This is a genomic window from Fluctibacter halophilus, assembly GCF_020687825.1.
GTDB classification, from domain to species: Bacteria; Pseudomonadota; Gammaproteobacteria; order Enterobacterales; family Alteromonadaceae; genus Fluctibacter; species Fluctibacter halophilus.
In genome coordinates, this window is sequence record NZ_JAJEWP010000002.1 from 360572 (window position 1) to 381098 (window position 20527).

General features: G+C 51.8%; 19 protein-coding genes. 12 read left to right on the forward strand and 7 right to left on the reverse strand.

The genetic code is table 11. The features are described from left to right. Nucleotides 1-7 precede the first annotated feature (7 nt). The 4 genes from recA (at nt 8) to LJ739_RS10375 (ending at nt 4562) form a co-directional block, all read left to right on the forward strand. A complete protein-coding gene (gene recA, locus LJ739_RS10360) occupies nt 8-1042 on the forward strand; it encodes a recombinase RecA (RefSeq protein ID WP_229160191.1) in 1035 nt (344 codons plus the stop codon). 327 nt (nt 1043-1369) lie between these two features. Further along, entirely contained in the window at nt 1370-1624 is a 255-nt protein-coding gene (locus tag LJ739_RS10365) for an OadG family protein (protein ID WP_229160193.1), read from the forward strand. A gap of 25 nt (nt 1625-1649) precedes the next feature. Then, complete coding sequence (oadA, locus tag LJ739_RS10370) at nt 1650-3428, forward strand: sodium-extruding oxaloacetate decarboxylase subunit alpha (protein WP_229160195.1); 1779 nt, start codon at nt 1650-1652, stop codon at nt 3426-3428. A gap of 3 nt (nt 3429-3431) precedes the next feature. Beyond that, complete coding sequence (locus tag LJ739_RS10375) at nt 3432-4562, forward strand: sodium ion-translocating decarboxylase subunit beta (RefSeq protein WP_229160197.1); 1131 nt, start codon at nt 3432-3434, stop codon at nt 4560-4562. Nucleotides 4563-4619: 57 nt separating this feature from the next. Here LJ739_RS10375 and LJ739_RS10380 read toward each other — a convergent pair whose 3' ends face one another. From LJ739_RS10380 to pspF, 7 genes are all read right to left on the reverse strand, one after another. Beyond that, nucleotides 4620-6464 carry a methyl-accepting chemotaxis protein gene (locus LJ739_RS10380; protein WP_229160199.1) on the reverse strand — a complete coding sequence of 615 codons (1845 nt, stop codon included), beginning with the start codon at nt 6462-6464 and terminating at the stop codon, nt 4620-4622. A 101-nt stretch (nt 6465-6565) separates the two neighbouring features. After that, nucleotides 6566-7345, reverse strand: a complete 780-nt coding sequence (locus LJ739_RS10385; protein ID WP_229160201.1) for a peptide ABC transporter ATP-binding protein — start codon at nt 7343-7345, stop codon at nt 6566-6568. Beyond that, nucleotides 7342-8337: a peptide ABC transporter ATP-binding protein gene (locus LJ739_RS10390; RefSeq protein WP_229160203.1), complete on the reverse strand. Its 996-nt coding sequence runs from the start codon at nt 8335-8337 to the stop codon at nt 7342-7344. Before LJ739_RS10390 ends, LJ739_RS10385 begins: the two co-directional genes overlap by 4 nt. Further along, the gene (locus LJ739_RS10395; RefSeq protein ID WP_229160205.1) at nt 8337-9230 is read right to left on the reverse strand and encodes an ABC transporter permease subunit; all 894 of its coding nucleotides are present in this window, start codon (nt 9228-9230) and stop codon (nt 8337-8339) included. The genes LJ739_RS10390 and LJ739_RS10395 overlap by 1 nt, the downstream gene beginning before the upstream one ends. Then, nucleotides 9217-10248, reverse strand: a complete 1032-nt coding sequence (locus tag LJ739_RS10400; RefSeq protein ID WP_229160207.1) for an ABC transporter permease — start codon at nt 10246-10248, stop codon at nt 9217-9219. Before LJ739_RS10400 ends, LJ739_RS10395 begins: the two co-directional genes overlap by 14 nt. Then, entirely contained in the window at nt 10248-11795 is a 1548-nt protein-coding gene (locus LJ739_RS10405; RefSeq protein ID WP_229160685.1) for an ABC transporter substrate-binding protein, read from the reverse strand. Before LJ739_RS10405 ends, LJ739_RS10400 begins: the two co-directional genes overlap by 1 nt. A gap of 71 nt (nt 11796-11866) precedes the next feature. After that, nucleotides 11867-12970, reverse strand: a complete 1104-nt coding sequence (gene pspF / locus LJ739_RS10410; RefSeq protein ID WP_229160209.1) for a phage shock protein operon transcriptional activator — start codon at nt 12968-12970, stop codon at nt 11867-11869. Between the two features lie 218 nt (nt 12971-13188). Between pspF and pspA the strand changes: the two genes are divergently transcribed. From pspA to maiA, 8 genes are all read left to right on the forward strand, one after another. Continuing rightward, the gene (pspA, locus tag LJ739_RS10415; RefSeq protein WP_229160211.1) at nt 13189-13884 is read left to right on the forward strand and encodes a phage shock protein PspA; all 696 of its coding nucleotides are present in this window, start codon (nt 13189-13191) and stop codon (nt 13882-13884) included. A 28-nt stretch (nt 13885-13912) separates the two neighbouring features. Further along, nucleotides 13913-14152: an envelope stress response membrane protein PspB gene (gene pspB / locus LJ739_RS10420; RefSeq protein WP_229160213.1), complete on the forward strand. Its 240-nt coding sequence runs from the start codon at nt 13913-13915 to the stop codon at nt 14150-14152. Next, entirely contained in the window at nt 14149-14604 is a 456-nt protein-coding gene (pspC, locus tag LJ739_RS10425) for an envelope stress response membrane protein PspC (protein WP_229160215.1), read from the forward strand. The genes pspB and pspC overlap by 4 nt, the downstream gene beginning before the upstream one ends. A 102-nt stretch (nt 14605-14706) precedes the next feature. Next, on the forward strand, nt 14707-16113 hold the full coding sequence (locus LJ739_RS10430) for a YcjX family GTP-binding protein (protein WP_229160217.1): 1407 nt from the start codon (nt 14707-14709) through the stop codon (nt 16111-16113). A 2-nt stretch (nt 16114-16115) separates the two neighbouring features. Continuing rightward, nucleotides 16116-17132: a YcjF family protein gene (locus LJ739_RS10435; protein WP_229160218.1), complete on the forward strand. Its 1017-nt coding sequence runs from the start codon at nt 16116-16118 to the stop codon at nt 17130-17132. A gap of 161 nt (nt 17133-17293) precedes the next feature. Continuing rightward, nucleotides 17294-18094 (forward strand): phenylalanine 4-monooxygenase, encoded by an 801-nt coding sequence (phhA, locus tag LJ739_RS10440; RefSeq protein ID WP_229160219.1) that lies wholly within the window; start codon nt 17294-17296, stop codon nt 18092-18094. A gap of 141 nt (nt 18095-18235) precedes the next feature. Then, nucleotides 18236-19768, forward strand: a complete 1533-nt coding sequence (tyrR, locus tag LJ739_RS10445; RefSeq protein WP_229160223.1) for a transcriptional regulator TyrR — start codon at nt 18236-18238, stop codon at nt 19766-19768. 99 nt (nt 19769-19867) lie between these two features. Continuing rightward, a complete protein-coding gene (gene maiA / locus LJ739_RS10450; RefSeq protein ID WP_229160225.1) occupies nt 19868-20521 on the forward strand; it encodes a maleylacetoacetate isomerase in 654 nt (217 codons plus the stop codon). Nucleotides 20522-20527: the final 6 nt, after the last annotated feature.

The window sequence follows — 20527 nt, forward strand, 5'->3', positions numbered from 1 at the left end:
TTTCCAAATGGATGATAACAAATCTCGCGCATTGTCAGCCGCGCTCGGGCAGATTGAAAAGCAATTCGGTAAAGGCACCATCATGCGTCTGGGTGACAACCAGGCCATGGACATTGAATCCATCTCTACTGGCTCTTTGAGCATCGATATTGCCTTGGGTATTGGCGGTCTGCCTTGCGGACGTGTGGTTGAGATTTACGGTCCTGAATCCAGTGGTAAGACAACCCTGACGCTTCAGGTGATTGCGGAAGCGCAAAAGAAAGGGAAAACCTGTGCGTTTGTCGATGCGGAGCATGCATTGGATCCTGTTTATGCGGAGAAGCTGGGCGTTAACATCGACGATTTGCTGGTTTCTCAACCGGACACTGGTGAACAAGCGCTGGAAATCTGTGACATGTTGGTCCGTTCCGGTGCCGTTGACGTGGTTATCGTCGACTCCGTTGCTGCCTTGACCCCTAAAGCTGAGATCGAAGGTGAGATGGGTGACAGCCACGTTGGCCTGCAAGCTCGACTGATGTCTCAGGCATTGCGTAAGCTTACCGCCAACATTAAACGCTCGAACACCTTGTGTATTTTCATCAACCAGATCCGGATGAAAATCGGCGTGATGTTTGGTAACCCTGAAACCACCACAGGTGGTAACGCGTTGAAGTTCTACTCCTCTGTGCGTCTCGATATCCGTCGTATTGGTGCGATTAAAGACGGCGATGAAGTGGTGGGTAACGAAACCCGCGTGAAAGTGGTGAAAAATAAAGTCGCCCCTCCGTTTAAGCAGGCGGAATTCCAAATCATGTACGGTGAAGGGATCAGTAAAGAAGCCGAACTGATTGATTTGGGCGTGAAGCAGAAACTGGTTGAGAAAGCGGGTGCTTGGTACAGCTATAACGGCGACCGTATTGGTCAGGGCAAAGCCAATGTTGTTCGCTTCCTGAAAGAGAATCCGCAGATTGCTAACGACATTGAGCAGAAAATCCGTGCTGAACTACTGTTGCCAAAAACAGTGAAAGAAGAAGAAAAGCCGGAAAGTGAAGAAGTTTTGTAAGCGCTGAACGACTCCCGAGTCGAGCCTTTTACCCCGCCCAATGTGGCGGGGTTTTTTGTGCCTGAAAGAATGTCCGTTGAACCCTGGCTATTATGCGATGTGAGTGCCACATTAGTTCCAGTGATGCCGAGTATGGTACAAATAAATACGCTGAAGTAAAGGTTACTAAAATGTAAAAATATGCGGTTTTGATGGGTAAAAATGCACTTATTGGCCAAAATCCGCCATAAAAGGGCATTTCATATGCATAAATGGCCCATCTGATTGGTTGTTTTTTGCCAGACAGCATGATACTTATTTTCGACCTTTTCCAATCCGAGAGATGCTATGCAACAGGACATAGGCCAACTACTGATTGAGGCAGCGACTTTGCTAGTGGCTGGTATGACATTTGTCTTTTTGTTTTTAACCTTGCTCATCGGTGCCATTCACGTGATCGCATGGATAAATCAACGATTAGGGGCAGAACCGACTATCGAGCACGCCGTTGCGGCTCCCGCGGCAAATCCCACCGAGCCATCTCAAGGGGTGATCAGTGCGATTAGCGCGGCTGTTCATCAATACCGAAAACAACACCGTTAATAAGCCATCCACAGGGAGAAACACTATGTCTAAGCCGTTGGCCATTACTGAATTGGTCCTGCGTGATGCGCATCAGTCACTGCTGGCAACCCGTTTGCGCTTGGAAGATATGCTTCCGATTGCTGAAAAGCTCGACAAAATGGGCTATTGGTCTGTGGAGTCCTGGGGCGGTGCAACCTTTGACGCCTGTATCCGTTATCTGGGTGAAGACCCGTGGGAGCGCATTCGAGCCCTGAAACAGGCCATGCCAAATACCCGTCAGCAGATGTTGCTGCGAGGACAGAATTTGTTGGGCTACCGGCACTATGCTGACGACGTGGTGGAAAAGTTCGTCGAACGGGCACACACCAACGGTGTCGATGTGTTCCGGATATTCGATGCGATGAACGATGTTCGTAACCTGAAAACCGCGATTCATGCTGCGGTAAATTGTGGTGCCCATGCGCAGGGGACAATTTCCTATACCGTCAGTCCGGTACATAACAACCAGTTGTGGTTGGACATGGCGAAGCAGCTGGAAGATCTTGGCGTGCACTCTATCTGCATTAAAGACATGGCGGGACTGCTTAAACCTTATGATTGTGAAGCGCTGATTGGTGGTTTGAAAGAGGCTGTGTCTGTGCCCATTGCCATGCAATGCCATGCCACCACTGGTCTTAGCACAGCAACCTACCAGAAAGCCATTGATGCAGGCATCGATATGCTCGATACGGCGATTTCTTCTATGAGTATGACCTATGGTCACACCGCAACGGAAACCATTGCCGCTATTGTCGAAGGAACAGAGCGGGACACTGGCCTTGATCTTGAAGCGCTGGAGGACATTGCCGCTTACTTCCGTGATGTGCGCAAAAAGTACGCACAGTTTGAAGGTTCCCTGAAAGGCGTTGATGGACGGATCCTGACGGCCCAGGTGCCCGGTGGTATGTTAACGAACATGGAAAGTCAGCTTAAAGAGCAACAGGCTGCAGATAAATTGGACGAGGTGCTTAAAGAGATCCCGCGAGTTCGCGAAGATCTCGGGTTCATCCCGCTGGTAACACCAACGTCGCAGATCGTCGGTACCCAGGCTGTGCTCAATGTGCTGACCGGTGAACGCTATAAGTCGATTACCAAAGAAACCGCCGGTGTACTGAAAGGCGAGTATGGTGCCACCGCTGCACCGGTAAATGCCGAACTGCAACAGCGCGTGCTGGATGGCGAAGAGGCCATCACCTGTCGACCTGCTGATCGCATTGCACCGGAATTGGACTCCCTTGACGTGGAACTGGGTGAACTGGCCCAGAGCAATGGCATCACGTTGGCCACCGATAAAATTGATGATGTTCTTACCTACGCGTTATTTCCGCAAATTGGGCTTAAATTCCTGCAAAATCGCGGCAATCCGGATGCGTTTGAACCCGCACCAGGTACTGAAGCACCTGCCGATGTGCCGACTGCTAATGCCCAGCCCGCCAGTGGTGGAGCTGAAGCGTACTCTGTGCGTGTGGACGGAAAAGTGTATGAAGTGGAAGTGGCACCCAGCGGGGCTTTGTCTTCAGTGACAGCCAGTTCCGCTTCAGCGCCAGCGCCTGCTGCCTCTGCACCTGCGGGACAAGTTCAGAATGCCCCGCTATCCGGCAATATTTTCAAGGTACTGGTGCAACCCGGTGATACCGTCGCAAAAGGTGATGTGGTAATCGTCATGGAAGCGATGAAGATGGAGACGGAGGTGCGCGCACAGTTCGACGGTACGATCAGCAATGTAATGGTTAAAACCGGCGACAGTGTGCAGTCCGGTCAGCCATTACTGGCGATGGGGTAAGCCATGGAGAAGCTCGCTATTTTATGGGACAGCACGGCACTGGCCCACTTTGAGACCGGCCAGATTGTAATGATGCTGGTGGGCTTTTTGCTGCTCTACCTGGCGATCGTGCGGAAGTTCGAGCCCTTGTTGTTGCTGCCGATTGGCTTTGGTGCGTTGTTGACCAATATCCCGTTGGCAGGTTTCAGTGAAGCAGGAGGGCTGCTGTACTACGTCTATAAAGTCGGTATCGACACCGGTGTTTTCCCTCTGTTGATCTTCATGGGGGTCGGCGCCTTGACCGACTTTGGGGCGTTGATTGCAAATCCTCGGATGTTATTGCTGGGGGCGGCCGCCCAGTTCGGCATTTTCGCCACCCTGTTCGGTGCTATTGCGCTCAACTATATTCCAGGCTTCGAATTCACCCTAAAAGATGCCTCCGCGATTGCCATTATCGGTGGAGCGGATGGACCAACCGCCATCTTCCTGGCATCGAAGCTGGCTCCGGAGCTGTTGGGCGCGATTGCCGTTGCTGCGTATTCTTACATGGCATTGGTGCCGATCATCCAGCCGCCGATCATGAAGGCCCTGACCACTCAACAGGAACGTGAAATTGAGATGTTACAGCTTCGGGAAGTGTCGCGGCGAGAGAAGATCATTTTCCCCCTGGCAGTACTGCTGTTAACCATTCTGTTTCTGCCCACGGCGACCCCTTTGGTTGGGATGTTTTGTTTGGGCAATCTGATGCGCGAAAGTGGCGTTGTGGATCGCCTCAGCAACACGGCGCAAAATGAGCTCATCAACATTGTGACCATATTCCTGGGCTTGGCAGTGGGGTCAAAGCTATCGGCTGACAAGTTCCTGACCCTGGAAACCCTCGGCATTCTGGGCTTGGGTGCCGTTGCCTTTGCGATTGGTACAGCGGCTGGCGTATTGATGGCGAAATTGATGGCCAGGTTCAGCAGTAATCCAATTAACCCGCTGATTGGTGCGGCAGGTGTATCCGCCGTGCCGATGGCAGCCAGGGTGGTCAATAAGGTCGGGCTACAAGCCAACCCACATAACTTCCTGTTGATGCATGCGATGGGACCAAACGTCGCCGGCGTATTGGGATCGGCGGTGGCAGCCGGGATCCTGTTGGCACTGGTTGGTTAGGTTTCAGCACACAAAAAAGGGCGCCAGGCGCCCTTTTTTTATTGCACAACGTAGTCACTACGCTTTGAACTGGGCGATATTTTTGCGCAGGTTGGAGGCCTGACTGGCGACTTCCTCACTGGCTTGCTCGTTAACGCTAACGTTGCGCATCGTGTCTTCTGACAAGTCGCGAATGTTAACCACATTCTGATTCACCTCAGAAGCAACGTGGCTTTGTTGTTCAATTGCAGTGGCAATTTGGGTTGTCATATCGAGAATGGTATTCACTTCGTCGCTGATTTCATTCAGGCGTTCCATGGCCTTATCGGCTTGCTCATCACTGCTTGCTCCTTCTTGCTGACAGGCTTTCATCTCGGTGACAATTTGCTGCGTACGTTCTTGCAGCGCCGTAATGATAGATTCAATCTGGCTGGTCGATTCCTGCGTGCGCATAGCAAGGGTTCTGACTTCATCCGCCACAACGGCGAAGCCTCTGCCTTGCTCACCAGCCCGGGCAGCTTCAATGGCCGCGTTCAATGCCAGCAGGTTGGTTTGTTCTGCGATACCGCGTATGACCTCCAGCACCGTGCCGATGGTGTGGCTGTCTTTCTCCAGTTCTCCCACTGCACCGGCAGCACTTTCAAGCCGTTTAACCAGGTTACGTATTGAGGTCACCGTATCGCCGACCTGGTTGCGGCCGTGTTGCGCATTGTCATTGGTGGAACGGGCTTTGTCCGCCGTGTTCTCGGTGTTGGTGGCAATTTCCTGGATAGTCGCGCCCATTTGGGTGATGGCAGTAGCGACCATTTCGGTTTCGTCTTGTTGGGTTTTCATACCCTCGGCGGTATCGTTGGTGGCGGTAGCGAGTTGCGCGGTGGCCGTATCGAGGTTTTCAAGGGCGACATTGATCGATTTGATCAAATCCTGCACGTCATTCAGCAGTGAATTGATGTCTTTACTGAATTGGGTGATCTCGTCGTTGCCTTCCTCATCAAGACGTAAGCTGAAATCATGCTCTCTTTGTACCCGGGCGATTTGCGAGGAGGCCTGTTGTAGTGGTTGATTGATTGAGCGTGCTAACACCAGAATCATGCCCGATACCAGCGCCAGAACGACCACAAATACGGTCAGCCCAACCGCTTGCAATTGTGACAGTGACGCGTTGATTTCGTCATTCAGTTGTTCGGACATGGCGTCAAGAATGTCTTCGGTAGCCTGAATCGCTTTTCGCATAGAGCCTTCAGCGCCTTCGCCAGGGGTCAGGCCTCTCGCCTTTGTACCGTCAACCAGCGCGTTAAAACTGTCGGTGTATTGTTGAGCCTGGGATGCCAGGGCCCCCGGTATCTGCTGGTTTAACTGGCGCGACAGGTCATTGAATTCTGCGACATCCTCAACGGTCCGTCGCAGAATAAAGTCTTTCTCATGGCGTCGCATTTGTAGCAAGGTGGTCAGTGCTCTATCGTTACTCACCAGCCCTTGTTCTACCTGCCGAGCGGCGGCTCGAAGCTGGCCTTGCAAGCCATCTTCTTCACTAAAGCCAATGTTACGTTCAATGCTGACCAGATCTTCAAAAGTACTGGAGTAGTCGTTGACCAGACTACGGAATTGTCCCACCTGGCGGGTATCAATACCCAAATCGTCAAGGTTTTTGCTCAGGGCAGTGGCTGTGGCCTGCAACTTTGCGACCACTTTTTTGTGACGTTCAGGGTATTTTTCCTGTTTGCGCATCAGGAAGTCTTTTTCATGCCGCCGCAACATCAGCATGTCGACGGTCAGACTGTCTACCTGTCCTTTGGCTTCAGACAGTGAACCGGTAGTACTGGCTTGATATAACTGCAGTACCAGCATTACCGCCATGGCGGTAAGGGCAATAATGCCAATTAAAACCAGTCGGAATTTGATTGTTAACGTTCGAATTTGCATAGCTACACCCTGTACCTAACACTGAGACTTCTGTATCGGAATCGACGTTTGAAACGTTAGTTAAGTCTAGGACGTAAAATGAATTTTTGCGTAACTACCCGCTATCGGTTGATCAAAGATTGGTGCGCCATGACCAGTTTTTCGGTGTATTCACTTTTGGGCCAATTAAACACGGTTTCGGTTTTGCCGGATTCGACCACCAGGCCTTTCTGCATCACCAGTAATCGGTCGCTGATGTGGCGCACAATGCCAAGGTTGTGCGATATAAACACAAAGCCGAGGCCCAGTTCACGTTGCAGTGCCATGATCAGGTTAACGGTCTGTGAGCGAACCGACGGATCCAGAGCCGCAAAAGGTTCATCCGCAACGATGACCTGGGGATCCAATACTAAAGCACGGGCGAGGCCGACACGCTGACGTTGGCCGTCTGACAGCATGTGTCGATAAAAGAACTGATGATCCGGTAACAACCCAACGAGTTTAAGGGTATTAACCACTTTTTCCTGACGGGCTCTGGCGTCCAGTTGGGTATTTAGCTTTAACGGTTCTTCCAGGATTCGCCCCACTGACAGGCCAGGGTTGAGCGATTCATTGCTGTGCTGGAAAATCATTCGGATGTTCAGGCAGCGCTGTTTAATATTGAACGGATCGAGTTTCTGACCATTGAGGAAAATATGTCCTCCACTTGGTCGTTCGGCCCCTACCAATAAACGCGCCAGCAATGATTTCCCAGAGCCGTTGTCGCCGATGATGGCAAGGGTTTCACCCGCGTTGATTTCAAAGCTGACCGGGCTGAGGGTAAAGCGCTCCTCACTGCCCAACCAACCTTGTCGCTTACGAATGGTGTAGGTCAAATCCTGGACCGAGAGCAGTGCCGTCATTTCAGGCTCCTGTGCAAGGGAAAGTGACAACTGTAGAAATGATTGTGGATGCGGCGTTCTTCCGGCACCTTAACACACTCTCTTTGCGCACGAGGGCAGCGGGGACCCAGACGACACCCAATCGGAAGGTGTTGCAGCGTTGGTATGGTGCCATCCAGTGTTGCAAGAGGACTTTTCGGCGGTAAGTCCTTGCGGAAACTCGGAGCACTTTCCATCAATGCATGGGTGTAAGGATGCAGCGGTCTGCGACGCAGTTGATGCATTTTCCCGCTCTCGACGGTTTGCCCGCAATACAGCACTGTCATGGTGTTGGCCATGTTCGATATTGCCAGCAAATCATGACTCACGAACAGAATACTCAACCCGCGGATCTTGTTCAGCCGGGTCAGCAGTTTGAGGATCTGGACTTTGGTGGTGACTTCCATACCACGGGTCGGGTCATCGGCAATCAACAGTTTCGGTGACGCTGCCAATGCGCTGGCGATCATAAACTTCTGACAGATATCGTCGGGCAATGCACTGGGATATGCCTGCAGGTACTTCGAGTGCTCTTTGATGCCGACTTTGTGCAACAGTTTAACGGCAATTTGTTTGCGCTGTGCAGCTCGTTGCCAGAACCAGCCCTTGTCCAGCAAATGATCAGGGATGCTTTCCATCAATTGCTCGCCCAGACTGGCTGACGGGTCAAGGGAGTTGACCGGATTTTGGAAAATCACCGCAATGTCTTCACGCATGATGCGTCGTCGCGCATCACTGCTCATGCTGATCAAGTCCTGTCCTTTCCAGCTCATACGGTCTGCCGTGATGCGCCAGTGCTCCGGTATCGCACCGACGATAGACTTAACAATCAGGCTCTTTCCGGATCCCGATTCGCCGACCAAAGCACGGACTTCACCACCCTCCAGTTGCAAAGAGACTTTGTCGAGTGCCTTGATCCAGCCTTGAGTCGACTCAATCTCCAGGGTCAGGTTCTTGATATCGAGTAGTGGCATTACTGTCTCATCCTGTTGCGGAGCGCCGAACGCAGGCCGTCGCCAACCAAGTTGACGGATAACACCATCACAAAAATCGCCGAACCGGGTAGGGCGATGCTACTGGGGCTCATATACGCGATCTTGAGGCCTTCGGATAGCATGGTGCCGAGTTCCGGTGACGGCGCTTGGGCTCCCAGACCGAGGAAACCCAGCGCGCTGATGTCCAGAATGGCAATGGACAGCGCCATGGTGCCTTGAACAACCAACATTTCGACCATGTTGGGCAAGATTGTGATGAAGAAAAGATGCACTTTGTTGGCACCGTCCAGGCGCGCCGCCGTGACGTAGTCTTTTTTCATTTCATTGCGCACGAAGTCACGGGTATTGTGAACAAATTGCGGGATAAGGGCCAATGAAATGGCCCACATGCTGTTGACCAAACCGACGCCGAGTATGGCCACAATGATGATCGCAATCAATAACGTCGGGATAGCCAGCAAGGAATCCAGCAAGTGGTTCAACACACTGGAGCGCACCCCTCGTGTCATACCGGCCAGCGCGCCGATAGCAACGCCGACGAGCATCGCCAGCAATACCAGGATCAGACTGATCCCCAATGTCATGCGGCAACCATAAACCAGCCGTGACAACACATCCCGTCCAACACTGTCGGTGCCAAACAGATGCTCGATACTGCCGTTGGGCTCCCAGGCCGGGGGTATCAGCAAGGTATCGGTGTGCTGCTGGACAGGGTCAAATGGCGCAATAAGGGGCGCAAACACCACCAGTGTGGCGAAAAAACCCAGGATCCATAACCCGATAACGGCAACATGGCTTTGACGGAAGGCCAGCCACGTATGTTGCAGTGGCGAGGGGTGATACTCTTCCTGATACAGGCTAAATCTTGGCACGCGCACCTCTCTCCCGGGTCGGGTCGATGATTCTGGCCAGCAGGTCGATAAATATGGTCAGCGATACGACCAGGGTTGAAACCGCCAGCATGCCAGCTCGAATGGCGGGATAGTCCCGCTGATAGATGGCTTGGATCAGCCAGTTACCAATGCCCGGCCATGAATAGATCACTTCTACGATCATGGCATTGGTCAGCAGGATTGTCGATTGCATGGCCAGCAACGGCAGGATCGGCAGCATCGCATTACGCACAACATGACGCAGAATAACCTGATGCTTGCTTAATCCGCGGGCATATGCGGCCTGGACATATTCTTTGGGCATCACTTCGACCACCGCCCGGCGAGTCAATCGCAACACAATGGCGGTCGTTACAATGGTGATCGACAAGACGGGCATCACCATGTGTTGGACGGCATTGATCATTGCCGCGCCTTTGTTGGGCATGTCTGATAACCAGATATCGACCAGAATGAATCCGGTGTCGTGAGGCACGTCAAACAGCAGGCTGATGCGACCTGACAGAGGAAACCAGCCCAATTGCAGGGAAAACAGCAAAATCATCAATAGCGCCAGCCAGAACACCGGTGTTGAATACCCGACCACACTGGCTGCCAGCAACGCATTGTCGGTGGTTCTGTGATGGCGCAGGCCTGCCAGGAAGCCCAACGGTATGCCGATCAACAGTGATAACAACAGGGCGTATGTACTCAGTTCAACGGTGGCGGGCAACGAGTCGAAGATTTCCTGGTATAAGGGCAGTCCGGACGAAAAGCTGAATCCCCAATCACCGTCCCAAAGCAGCACCAGGTAGTGCCAGAATTGCACCAAAATGCCACTGTCCATGTGGTATTTTTGTGCCATGGCCTGATAGTCGGCAGGATCGTTCAGTGTCAGCCCGGTCAGGTTCACCAAGGGGTCGCCGGGGAAAAGGTAAGCCAGCCAGAACGAGAAAATACACAGTACCAGTAAGGTCAGTACATAGAGATTGAAGTGGCGCAGCACAAATCTGAACATCAGTCTTTCTCAACCTCACCGAACCGAATGGCGCCAAACGGATTAATCACCAAACCCTGCAATGAGCGATGATAGGCCTGATAACGAAACGCATGGGCCAGCGGTACCAGCGGCATCTCTTGTTTCAGCAACGCATTCGCCTGCCAGTAGATGGCCCGACGTTGGTCAGGGTCGGTGTGCTGCAGTGCATCGTTGATCAATGCATCGTACTGCTGTGAGCACCACATGGCTCGGTTGGTCCCGCTGTTGATCGCGTTGCAACTGAGGAGCGGTCGATAAAAATTGTCCGGGTCCCCATTATCAGCGGACCAACCGATCAAAACAGAATCGTGCAGACCCTGCTTCAGCCGCTGTCGGAACGTCGACCACTCGTAGCTGACAATGTTTGCCTCGATACCAACCTGGCGCAGATAGCCCTGGATCAGTTCGGCCATTTTGCGGGCGTTGGGGTTATAAGCGCGCTCTACCGGCATGGCCCAGATGTTCATCGAGAAGCCTGGTTCTATGCCGTTTTCCTCCAGTAATCTGCGTGCCAAGACAGGGTTATAACTGGTGTCAGTTAAGCCTTCCTGATAGGCCCATGATGACGGTGGCAGCAGGCTTTTGGCATTCACTGCACTGCCGAAATACACCGCTTCGAGTAAGGTGTTTTTATCAATTGCCAGTGCCAGCGCTTGTCGGACTTTTGGATTGTCGAACGGCGGGCGGGCGGTATTGAATGCCCAGAAACCGACATTCAGCCCCGGCTTTTCATCCAGCACCAGGTATTCCCGCTGCTCGATAGTGGGTAATTCACTGTGCGCGGGCAACGCCATGGCATCACACTCGCCGGTCATTAGCTTGGCGACCCGCAGTGAACTGGAGGTGGTGATGTCATAGATCAGATTTTGTGGCGCACGATCGTGTCGCCAGTACTCAGGATGCTTGGCATACCGAATAAAGCGATCTTTTTTGTAATCAACAAACTTGAAGGGGCCGGTTCCGATGGGGAACGTGTCCAGACGGGATTTTTCACCTTGCTGCGCCAGTTGGTTGGCATATTCAGCTGACAAGATAACGGAAAAATCGGTGGCCAGGTTGGCCAGAAACGAGCTGTCCGGGCGCGACAGTGTGAGCTCTACGCGGTAGCCATTGACCCGTCGCACATCGGTGATGATGTTATTTAATCCCAGACTGGTGAAGTAAGGATAGGTGCCACCAGACACATTGTGATACGGATGATCTGCCTGACGCCAGCGGTTAATGCTGAATAACACATCATCAGCATTAAACGAGCGGGTTGGGGTAAAGTAAGGCGTTTGGTGAAATGCCACCCCTTTTCGCAACTGAAAGGTATAGGTGAGACCATCTTCGGAGACCAGCCAACTGCTCGCCAGTGCCGGTACGACACGACCACTTTGAGGGTCGAAGTCCATCAGGCGATCGTAAATCTGGTGTGAGGATGCGTCTGAGGTTGTTCCCGAGGCATCCAATTGCGGATTAAACCCGTTGGGGTTCCCCTCCGAGCAATACACTACACCGTCGGGTAAATCGTCCGGATTGCCCATACATCCCGCCAGCAGGAGCAGCAACGCGAGTCCTGGGAGTCCCCCACACCGATTGCCGCTGGCTGAAAACGTCACGCCTGTGCATCCTCATTGGTACTGTCCAGCAGGTTGTATTTCTTTAGGTAGCCGCGTAATTGGTGATAGGTCAGTGACAGTTTTTCTGCGGTTTTCTTCTGATTAAACTGACTATCGGCCAAGGCCTGCTTTATAAGGTCGATTTCATAATCCTGAGACAATTGCTTCAAATCGACCGGAAAAGCATGCTGAGGTTGTGTTGCCGTAAAAGTCGCGCTGTCCTCGGCAGGTGAAACGTCGTTGTTTTGCGCGACGGGTTGCGGTGTCGAGACCGGCGCCGGGGCGCGGTCTCGCGTTTTGATCCGGGTGGTTGGCCGGTACTCTGATTCAAACGGGTCGAGTACAATCTGATGTACCGGGACGTGTGGATTGTTGCAGCGATACACGGCTCTTTCCACCACGTTTTTCAATTCACGAATGTTGCCAGGCCAGTCATATTCGAGCAACGTTCGCTTGGCCTTTTCGGTGAAACCACTGAACAGTTCCATTTCCAGTTCACGGGCCATATTGATGGCAAAATGTTCGGCCAACATGAGGATGTCTTCTATCCGTTCTCTCAATGGGGGAAGGGTGATGACGTCAAATGCCAGACGGTCAAGCAGGTCTGCTCTGAATTCCCCTGCGTCGGCAAGGGACGGTAAATCTTCATTGGTGGCCGCAACCAGACGGACATCGACTTTCACGGTACGTGAGCCACCGACACGTTCAAATTCACCGTATTCGATAACACGTAACAATTTTTCCTGGATCAGGCCCGACGTATTGGCCAGTTCGTCAAGGAACAGGGTGCCATTGTGCGCGACTTCGAAGCGGCCTTCGCGGCGTTTCTGTGCGCCGGTAAATGCGCCCGCTTCGTAGCCAAACAATTCACTTTCCAACAAGTTTTCACTCAGCGCCGCACAATTTAATTTGAGGTAGGTTTGTTCCCATCGCTTGGACAAATAGTGCAGACGGGCAGCAACCAGCTCTTTACCGGTTCCTCGTTCGCCGATGATCAACACTGGCTTGTTGAGGGGCGCGATTTGGGATATTTGCTCCAGTACCTCAAGAAAACTGTTGGATTGGCCGAGCAAATTGTCCTGTTGGCGAAAACGGCTCATGTATTTCCTTAAAAAGTGGTCTAATCCACCAATTGTTGGCTTGGTTAAATAATATTGTAGATGGCGGCCGACACCAAGTAAAATTTTATTTCTTTAAAATCAGTGATTTACCAAGTTTGCTCGATTGGCCTGGTAATTGAATAGTTAATGCAGAGAATGCGTTTACCACTGTGGTTGTGCATTTAGACTGTAGCCAACACGAGCAAGAGGAAAAAACTATGGGTATCTTCTCGCGTTTCACTGACATAGTGAACTCAAATATCAATTCATTGCTGGATAAGGCCGAAGATCCGGAAAAGATGGTTCGCCTGATCATCCAGGAAATGGAAGACACATTGGTAGAAGTGCGCTCTACCTCAGCAAAGACGCTGGCAAACAAAAAGGATATCACTGCGCAAATCAGTAAGCTTGAAGCTGAAAGTGCCGATTGGGGTGCCAAAGCGGAGCTTGCCATTAGCAAGGATCGTGAAGATTTGGCCCGTGCCGCACTGCAGGAAAAGAAAAAATGCAGTGAGCATGCAGAAGCACTGCAAAAAGAACTGGCGATTGTGGATGAGCAAATTGCCAAACTGCAGGGTGAGATTGGTCAATTGCAGGAAAAACTGGCTGATGCCAAAGCCCGTCAGAAGACCATTATTATGCGTCAGAAGACGGTCAGCTCACGGCTTGACGTCAAACGTACGCTGGACAGCACCAAAGTCGAGTCCGCGATGGGGCGCTTTGAGCAGTACGAGCGTAAGATTGATGACCTTGAGTCGCAGGTAGATGCCTATGACCTGGGTAAAAAGACCCTGGCTGACGAATTCGCTGAATTGGAAACGGATGACAAAATTGACGACGAACTGGCTGCACTGAAGAAAAAAGTGCAAGGTAGTACCAAGTCAGGGGCCAGCAAAGCCAAAGCGAAAAAGTAACGTCCCTAAACAGTGATGGAGTAGTGTTGTGGAAGATATATTAATCGTAACCGTTGGGGTACCTACTATCATCTTCATGGTGATCGTCGCCCCCATCTGGCTGATACTGCATTATCGCAGTAAAAAACAGGTCAGCCAGGGCTTGACTGAGGACGAATATCGGACTTTGCAGGAACTGGCAGACAAAGCAGAAAAAATGTCGGATCGCATCCAGACACTGGAAGCAATACTGGATGCCGAGGCTCCACAGTGGAGGAATAAGGTATGACCATCAACAAGTCACTTTACCGGGATCCCGAGCGCGGCCGCATTGCAGGTGTATGTGCGGGTATTGCAGAGTACTTCGGACTGGAAATCTGGTTAGTACGGATTCTGGTGGTGACAGGCTTTGTTTTGCTGGCGGGGCCGTTTATGTTGGTCGCTTATGTGGCAGCTTGGTTTATCCTCGACAAAAAGCCCGGTACCGGTAAAGGCAAAGGCAAAACGCCAGCTCATCAAACGGTATTCGCTCATCACGGTGGCAAGGGATGGCACAATGTGGATGACGAAGAGCGTAAAGTTGAGGTGAAGTCACGGGTATGGCAGGCAGGTGAGCCGCCCAGACAAGCGTTTTTTGACATCAAACACCAGTTTGAAAAAATTGAAACCCGGCTACGTAAAATGGAAGGGTATGTTACCTCGTCGGAGTATCAGTTAAATCGAGAAATCAACAAGTTGTAAACGATTCAACAACCAATAGCGTGGAGGTTGAAACGGTGCTTCGAGATTCGGAGCAACAGATAAAAGCGGCCTAGTGCCGCTTTGCTTTTTTGCGGGAGAACTATGAGTACGCGCAGTGAAGGGGATGTTAGCAGCCGGGTAGTGTCGCGCATCAAAACTGCCGCACAACGGTTGACGGATCAGCATGTCAGCCTTGCCGTCACCGGCCTCAGCGGCAGCGGAAAAACGGCGTTTATTACGTCGTTGATCAATCAGTTGTTGCACGCCCCAGGGCAGCAAAACTTGCCATTTTTTGAGCCGCAGCGAGATGGCCGCCTGATCGGTGTCCGTCGCGACATCCAACCGGATCTGACCGTAGGGCGATTTGCTTACGAAGCGGCCATGCAGGGATTAACGACGTCACCCGCTCAATGGCCAGCATCCACTCGCGGTATCAGTCAGGTGCGCTTGCAATTGCGCTATCGCTCAAATCGGGCATTGTCCCAGCTGATGTCCGAAACACGTACATTAACCCTTGATATCACTGACTATCCTGGTGAATGGTTACTCGATTTACCGCTGTTATCGATGGACTATGAGCAATGGTGCCAACAGTTCTGGCTGGCTCAGGATGATGACAATAAGCGTGAGTTGAGCCGTGGTTATGTCAGCCATTGTGACGTTTTGTTGGATCCGGCACAGCGCAATGAAGTCACTGTGGCGACCCTGGCCGAGGATTATCGTGGCCTGTTACTTCGCTACAAAGAGAAAGGTTATCAGCTGGTACAGCCGGGGAGGTTTGTATTACCCGGTGAACTGGAGGGGGCGCCAGTCCTACAGTTTTTCCCGCTGCCGGAATCTTTGTTTCACCAACTCAAAGACGATCCGATTTTCGGGCTGCTTGAAGGCCGATATAAAGCGTATCAACGCCAGGTGGTAAAGCCGTTTTATCAGCAACATTTCAAACGCTTTGATCGCCAAATCATTTTGGTTGACTGCTTGTCTGCACTGAATCAGGGCTTACACAGTTTTCACGATTTACGGCGCTCGATTCAATGGATAATGGGCAGCTTTCATTATGGTCAGGGCAGTCTGATCAAGCGTCTTTTTTCACCCAATATCGATCGTTTGGTGTTTGCCGCCAGTAAAGCCGATCACATCACGGCTGATCAACAACAAAACCTGGTCAAGTTACTGGATACAATGGTCAGTGAAGCGCGCCAGCACCTTAAGTTTGACGGTGTGTCGAGTGAAGTGACGGCGTTGGCTGCAATACAGGCTTCCCATCCCGTGACGTTAAATATCGACAATACTGAACAAGCAGCGCTGCAAGGGCATAGTCCTGATGGCTCGGTGCGCACACTTTACCCCGGAGACGTCCCCACGGCGTGTCCGTCGACGGACTTTTTCAAACAGCAGGGGTTTTCATTCCCGGCGTTTTCGCCCCCGGTCTTTGATGCCGGGCAGCCTCTGCCACACATGCGCATGGACAGCATTGTTCACGATGTGCTTGCCGATAAAATGAGGTAATCATGACTGACAAATCTGCGCCGCTAAGGCCGGCCAAAGAGTTTTCATCCGAGCAGCAAACGCTGACGGCTCCGGTACAGGAAGTGTCTCCACTCAAACCTGCCAGTGAGGTTGATAATTGCGACATTATCGCGCCCGAGGCACTGGACAGTGTTGAGTCTGAGCCATTACCGTCTCCCCGGCGGGCCAAATGGTGGTGGCGTTTGGGCTTGGCCGTAGTGGGCCTGAGTGCGGTTGAAGTGGTGTTGGCGGGGCTTGCCGCGTGGCAAAGCGCGGATTGGTTGGCAGGATTGTGGCTGGTGGTTCTGGTCGCTGTGTTGTGGTTGTCGGGTCAGCAATTGGTGCAGGAGTGGCGTGGATTACGTGCTCTGCGCCGACAATCCCGGGAACAGGAGCTGGCTCGGACCCTTTTGCGCAGTCCCAGCATTGGTGTGGCGCAACCGTTTTGCGAAGGCATTGCGCAGCGAATGCCCAGTGGATTGGAAAAGGATGTTGTCGCGTGGCAACAGCACCTTAAACCGCACCACAGCGATGGTGAGGTCATCGCGCTGTTTGAGCGGCAAGTTCTGGGGAGGGCGGATGAGCAGGCGCGAAAAATTATTCTTCAGCAAGCTTCTGCTTCAGCCGCACTGATTGCGGTTAGTCCCTATGCCACACTGGATATGGCCATCGTGTTATGGCGCAACCTGCGCATGTTACGCCAGATCGCCGCTGCGTACGGTGTAGAACTCAGTTATTGGGGGCGGATTGCCCTGGTGCGTCAGGTACTCAAGCACATGGTCATTGCCGGCGCCGGCGAGATTGTCAGTGATGCAGCGACGCTGGCGCTGGGATCCAGTGTCACCGCGAAACTTTCCGGCAGGGTTGCCCAGGGTATGAGTGCCGGCTTGTTGACCGCCCGTATTGGCGTCCGGGGCATGTCGGTTTGCCGTCCCTTGCCTTTCGACGCGTTGCCCTCGCCCAAATTGTCAGATGTGGCCAGGACAGTGCTAAAAACGCTGACTTCAAAGGGTTTGTAATATATTGATTTATAACGTTTAAATGTAATTTTTGTAAATTAAATGTTACATAATTTGGGTTGCTTATTCGGTGAACCTCTCTTTCGCTTTGCTGTCATTTGAGTAGACTCCTTAGCATTCTTCGTGGCGCTGTCCACGGCAACGAACGCAAAGAGAAGACAATGGCAAAAAGCAGTAACTATACCTCTCGTCCTATGGGGCCGGATGGCAACATCGACTGGCCTGCAGAAGAAAACCAGATCTGGCAGGAATTGGTTGAGCGTCAGCTCAAGCTGTTGCCTGGCAGAGCCTGCGATGCATACATGGAAGGGCTGGAACTGTTGGACCTGCCGAAAGACCGCATTCCGCAGTTGGAAGAAATAAATGCCGTACTGCGTCGAGAAACGGGTTGGGAAGTTGCCCAGGTACCTGCGTTGATCAACTTTGATGAATTTTTCCGTCTGCTGGCCAACAAACGCTTTCCGGTCGCCACGTTTATCCGCACCCGTGAAGAGTTTGATTACTTGCAGGAACCGGATATTTTCCATGAAATTTTCGGTCACTGCCCGCTATTGACCAATCCTGCGTTTGCCCATTTCACCCAGACCTATGGCAAGCTGGGACTGGCGGCGAGCAAAGAAGATCGTGTTTACCTGGCGCGTTTGTACTGGTTTACCGTTGAGTTTGGGTTGATGAATACCACCGATGGATTGCGTATCTATGGCGGTGGCATTTTGTCATCACCGGGTGAAACCCTGTATGCGTTGGAAAGCGAGCAACCTGAACGTGTTGCGCTGGATCCGGTAGAAGTATTGCGTACCCCTTACCGTATCGACATCATGCAACCGATTTACTACGTCATCGATGGCATGGATAAATTGTTTGAGTTGGCGGACATGGACATCATGTCTTTGGTTGAGAAAGCCAAAGCGTTGGGTTTGCATGCACCGAAATTTCCACCCAAGGAAAAGATGGCAAGCTAACCGCTAGCCCTATCATCCTGGCCGGGCGCGTCTGCGTCCGGTTGCTGGTCTGTTCAGACCAATTACCGTAAATACCCCTTGGTCTTGTTGGTCAGGTGTAATAATATCTTTACATAAAACAACAACCGGGTCCCTACACCGATGCGATTGGAAATTACCTGTCAGGACCGACTGGGTATCACCCAGGATGTGCTGGATATCCTGGTGAACTACGAGATTGACTTGCGCGGGATTGAAATCGACGAGTCAGGTAAAATCTTCCTCAATTTTCCCAATATTGAATTTGCTGATTTTCAGCACCTGATGCCTGAAATACGTCGGATTGAAGGGATCACCGATGTAAAAACCACGCCATTTATGCCGCTGGAGCGAGAACAGAACCAACTTCGGGCCTTACTGCAAACCTTGCCTGATCCGGTGTTTTCTCTGGACACCCGGGGTCGTATCTTGCTGGTCAACGAAGCGGTGACTGCGTCTTTGGAGATGCCAGTGAAGACGTTGTTAGGTAATGACATTGCCGAATTTGTTCGCGGTTTCAACGTTACTCGTTGGTTAGACAGCAAGCAACCCAAACCACAAACCCAGAAAGTGAAGTTTATTGAACAGGATTTTCTGGCTGACATTTTGCCGGTAGTGATACCCGACGCAGAAGGCAGCACTATTCTGGCCGGTGCGTTGTTAATGCTGAAGTCGGAATTTCGCCTGGGACAACAATTGACCGTGTTTCATCAGGCAACCAGTGACAGTTTTTCATCGGTATTGGCCAACAGCGCGGCGATGAAAAAAGTGGTGCGTGAGGCCATGCGCATGTCTGAACTCGACGATGCGCTGATGATTTTCGGCGAAACCGGAACCGGTAAGGCATTGCTGGCCAGGGCTTGCCACGAGGCCAGCCGCCGTGCCAGCGGCCGGTTTGTGACCTTGCAGTGCAGCGCGTTACCCGATCCGCTGTTTGAACAATCGTTGCTTGGCACTGCAGATGAGCCAGGATTGTTGGAACAGGCTCAGGGCGGCACCTTGTTCATCGATGACGTTGCGGAAATGTCGCCATTGGCTCAGGCCGTTTTACAACGGGTGTTGCAACAAGGGGGGTACACCGAATCAAGTAGCGGTGAAACCCAACCACTGGATGTGCGTATTGTGTGTGCCACACAACACGATCTTGGCCAGAAAGTACAGGAAGGCGCCTTCAGGGAAGATGTGTACTATCGCTTGAATGCCCTCAGTCTGGTGGTTCCGCCGCTGCGGGATCGAAAATCAGACATCGTGCCGTTAGCAGAGCGTTGTTTGAAACAGCACAGTGTGAAGCTAGGACGCAGACCGCCCAAGTTGAGTAAGTCTTGTGTGGATTACCTGATGGCGTATCCATGGCCTGGCAACGTACGACAATTGGAAAATGCATTGTACAGAGCACTTTCCTTATTGCAGGGCAATGAACTCAGCAAAGAGCACATCCAACTGCCCAGTGCGGCGACCAGTGTCAGCATTGTACCGGAAGATTTTGAAGGTTCACTGGAAGATGAAGTGAAGCGATTTGAAAAGGACTTGCTGAAACGGCTTTATCCGTATTATCCGAGTACTCGACAGCTGGCCAAAAAACTGGGTTTGAGCCATACGGCGATCGCCAATAAGTTGCGTGAATACGATATCAACAAGAAAACTGTAAAACTCTGAGTATCAGCCTTGATTGGATGAAATGCTGTTCAAATGCTTTTGACAGCTTATATAAAGGTTGGCGGCAAGATTTAAACATTCGAATGACTGAGGTAACAAATGAGCCTGAAACTATACGGATACTGGCGCTCTTCGGCGACGTATCGTGTAAGGATTGCCCTGAACATTAAAGGGCTGGATTATGAGTATGTACCAGTGCACCTGGTCAAAGAGGGGGGAGAGCAGCACCAAGATGCCTATTCACAACTCAACCCTGCCCATCTTGTCCCTACGCTGGTTGATGAAGATCGCGACATCATTCTCAATCAGTCCATGGCGATTATTGAATATCTCGACGAGCGCTATCCCCAAACGCCGCGATTGTTGCCCAGCCACACTTTGGATCGCGCCCGGGTCCGAACGGTTGCACTGGATCTGGCCTGTGACATTCAGCCGTTGGCCAACCTGCGGGTGTTGAACAAATTGGCTGACGATTTTGCCGTTGATCAAGAAGGTAAAGCTGCTTGGGCTCGGCATTGGATAACGCTGGGCTTTGAAGCGCTGGAAACGCGCTTGAAGAATACAGCCGGTGACTATTGCTTTGGTTTTGATGTGACGCTGGCGGATGTTGCCTTGGTTCCGCAGGTGTATAACGCATTGCGTTTTGGCGTTGATATGTCGAAGTACCCACTGATCGACAAGGTCTATCAGAATTGCTCGGCGCTGACGCCATTTAAGCTGGCTGCACCGGAAAATCAGCCTGATGCGCAGTAAAATGAA